Here is a 3,442-nt window from a genome sequence, read left to right on the forward strand (position 1 = left end):
GCACCGGGGACCGCGACGACCTGAACTACTGGTCGACGCTGGCGGGGGATCGGGAGGAGCCGATCACCACGACCGATCTGCACGGCCTGGTCGCCTCCCGTACAACCCGCCGGGTGCCGGTGCTGGCGCCGTCGCAGCTGGCGAACCTGCCGGCCGGGAGGGTGGTGGTCTTCCGGCGCGACATGCCGCCGGTCGTCGGCCGTGCGGAGCAGGCGTGGCGTCGCCGCGATGTGCACGCGTTCCACCATCCCGCTGCGCTCACCGTCCGGGCTCGGGCGTGGCGTGCCCGCCAGATCCATCGTGCCGCCGCGTGGGTCGCGTGCCGGACCCGGCCCGCGCGGGCGTGGACCGGAGCCCGTTGCCGTGCCGCCGTCGGGTGGTGCGGCGCGCGGTTCACCGCGGTGCGGGTGCGGATCACCGGGTACGGCGGCCCGGCGGGTTACCTCAACCCGCAGGTCGTGCCCGGCGAGGTCGTCGACACCGGCACCCGGCCCGACGTGCCAGGCACCGGAGCCCCTGCCGGGCCACCGCCGGTGAGCGGCGCCGCGGTGATCCCGTTCCCGTCCCCGTGGGAGCGCCCCCGCGCGCATGACCAGCACGACAAGCGCGAGCCCGACGACCAGGACCTCGAGAACGAGGACCCGCAGGGAGACGCGCGATGACTGAGCGAGGGCGCGACCTGAGCTGGAGCTCCAGCCACCGCGGTACCGAGTATCGGCTGATCATCACCGCCGTCGTCGGGCTATGCGGTGTAGGCGTGGCCGGCAGCGTCGTGCCCGGCGTCGACGCGACGGTCGGTGCCGTCCTGATCGCCGGTCTAGCCGTCGCACTGGGGATGGCGGTGGTGCGGCGGGAGCTGCGGATCCGCCGCCGGCTCGCCGACGTCGACGGCACCCGGTACGCATCCCGCCCGTCGGGCGGTGCATCCCGGACGCGGGTGGGACCGGGTGACGACGCCCCGGTTCCGCCCGCCCCAATCCGCCGTCCCGCCCGGGCGCTGACGGTCGTGCCCATCTCTCCGTCCGCGTCGGCCGTCGCCAGTCCGCGCACACCCACTGGAGGTGCAGCATGACCAGCCCCGCAGATCCGACCCGCCCGGTCGCGCCGACGGTGCGGGAGATCGCCGCCCTGACCGCTCGCCTGCGGGACATCTCCGCCCGCGGCCGCGACGTCGACCCGGACGAGCGGGCGGCGTTCCTCGCCGACAAGGACGCCCTGATCGCCCGCATCACCGACGCCCCCGCGGAGCGGATCGGAGACCTGCGCGCCGAACACGGCCCGAGCTCCGTCGAGGCCACCATCACCCGTGCCGAAGCCGCGCAGCGGCTGACCGAACTGGGCCACGACCCTGCCAGCGCGAAGGCGATGGTCGCCGAGTACCTGCATGAGACCTCCCGCGCGGTCGGGGTCCCGGTCTACCAGTGGGGCCTCGACGGGCACGACGTCGCCGCGATCGCCGAGCAGTTTGCGTGGGTCCACGACGGGAACGGGCAGACCCTGGCGCAGGCCCGCGACCGCGCCGGCGGCTACGCGCAGTACTGGAACGAGCAGGCCGCAGCCCTGGACCCCGAGCACCACCCCCGCGAAGCCGAACAGGTGCAGCGGCTGATCACTCAATGGACCGATCGCGCCGGGGTGCCGGAACCGTTCGCTCACCCCGTCGACGATGACGGCGTCGAGCGCGATGAGGCCGTGGTGGATCCCGTGCCCTCCGAAGCCAGCCGGCCAGAAACCGACGGCTCCCGCCCTGCCGCTGCTCAGGGACGTCCCGACGGCGGGCACGTGGTGATCCCGGAACAGGACCGGCGGGAGCAGCTCGCCCGCTGGCACGCCGACGATCAGACCGTCCACGACGGCACGGCCACCGCCGAGTCGTTCGACGGCGCGTCGCTCGATCTGGGTCGGGGCTGATCGCCGATGCCCCAACCCGACAGCACCGGCCCGAAGCGTCGCTCCACCGATACCCACCCGGGAGGCACCCGATGACCGAGACCGACACCACCCCACCCGGCACCGCCCAGGGCGCACCGGGCGAACCGGCGGGCGGGCCTGATCCGCGGGTTCTGGCGATGGCACGCGCGTTCGACCGCACCCGCCGCAAGGTCGACGGCCTCGACAGCCACGTCACCCAGCTCGCCGCCGATCTCGCCCGCCTCGTTGGCGTCGTGACCGCGCAGCGCCCACCGGACGTGACCGTCCGATCCGACGACGAGCCCGCGGACAACGAGCCCGACGGCGGCGGCGAGGGCGGGCCGGCGGTGGTGCGGTCATGGATGTTGGCCGCCGATCCCGAGCAGGCCGTGGCGGATCTCGCCGGCCTCATCGACTGGCTCGACCGGGTCTACCTGCGCTATCCGAATACCGAGCTGTCGGCATGCTGGCTGTGGCACCCGCACGTCATCGAGGAGCTCTGGTGGCTCCGCGGGGCCCACGCGGACGCCTACCACCCCAAGGACGGCTCGTGGCTGCGCGTGGGGGACTGGCACGACCGCCAACGCCCCGCCGTCGTCAAGCGCATCCGCGACACCGTCGCCAAGTGCGACCTGTCGCTGCACTCGCCGACCAAGCCGCACGGCCAGCCCGCCGCGGCGGCCCCGTTGGCGGCCCACGCCGCCGCGATCGCTGCCGCCTGGGCGGGCCACGGCGTCCGGCCCGAGCCGACCCCGGAGCAGATCGCCGAGGGCAACGCGTACTTCCAGGCGCTCTACCGGAGCCAGCGGTGACCCGCCCGGCGTGCACCCTGTCCGGTTGCGGCCGGCCGCACCACGCGCACGGGTACTGCCGCCCCCACTACGTGCGATGGCAGCGTCACGGCGACCCCCGCGCCGACGTTCCTGTCATCCAGCGGACGCCGCGCGGAACGGGTTACTGGGCGTCGCACCGACGGGTCCGGGCCGCGCGAGGCTCGGCGGCCGAGCACCGCTGCGCGGAGTGCGGCGCGGCGGCGGTGGTCTGGTCCTACGACGGCACCGACCCCGACGAGCGCCGCGACCCCGGCCGCGGGTGCCGCTACAGCGTCGACCCCGCCCGCTACTGGCCCCGCTGCCGTTCCTGTCACCAGCGCGCCACCGCCGAGGGAAGGGCAGCACGCGTCTCGATCGGGTTGGACGTCGAGCGTGTGGCGCGGCTCCACCGGGCCGGAGCGAGCGTCCGCGGGATCGGATCTCTGCTGCGCGTGAGCTCCGCCGCCGTCCGTGCCGCGCTCCGCGCGCACGGCCATCCGCCCTCACCGGCGCAACGACCTGCACCTGCGCCACCGATCTCGAACGATCTCGAGCACGAGGCAAACAGTCGAGACAGCAAACACACGAGGACCCGAACCGACGTTCCGAAGCAAGATCAACAGATCACGGACAAGAGCAAGTAGAGATCAACAACCAGAACGAAGGACAACGGCACAAACAACGACCAAAGACGATGCGGACAACGGCACAAACAACGA

3 protein-coding genes and 1 pseudogene are annotated in these 3,442 nt (G+C 73.6%); all 4 read left to right on the top strand.

Annotated elements, in window-relative coordinates; translation table 11 throughout:
• Positions 1-662 (top strand): annotated as a pseudogene (locus JWR81_RS22010) (hypothetical protein); the annotation flags it as partial.
• Entirely contained in the window at positions 659-1,072 is a 414-nt protein-coding gene (locus tag JWR81_RS22015) for a hypothetical protein (protein WP_297656194.1), read from the top strand. The pseudogene JWR81_RS22010 and the gene JWR81_RS22015, both read left to right, overlap by 4 nt.
• Positions 1,069-1,911, top strand: coding sequence for a hypothetical protein (locus JWR81_RS22020; protein ID WP_297656197.1), 843 nt, complete (start codon positions 1,069-1,071; stop codon positions 1,909-1,911). The genes JWR81_RS22015 and JWR81_RS22020 overlap by 4 nt, the downstream gene beginning before the upstream one ends.
• Positions 1,912-1,982: 71 nt before the next feature.
• Positions 1,983-2,723 carry a hypothetical protein gene (locus JWR81_RS22025; protein WP_297656200.1) on the top strand — a complete coding sequence of 247 codons (741 nt, stop codon included), beginning with the start codon at positions 1,983-1,985 and terminating at the stop codon, positions 2,721-2,723.
• Positions 2,724-3,442: the final 719 nt, after the last annotated feature.

The organism is Pseudonocardia sp. (assembly GCF_025965585.1).
GTDB lineage: Bacteria > Actinomycetota > Actinomycetes > Mycobacteriales > Pseudonocardiaceae > Pseudonocardia.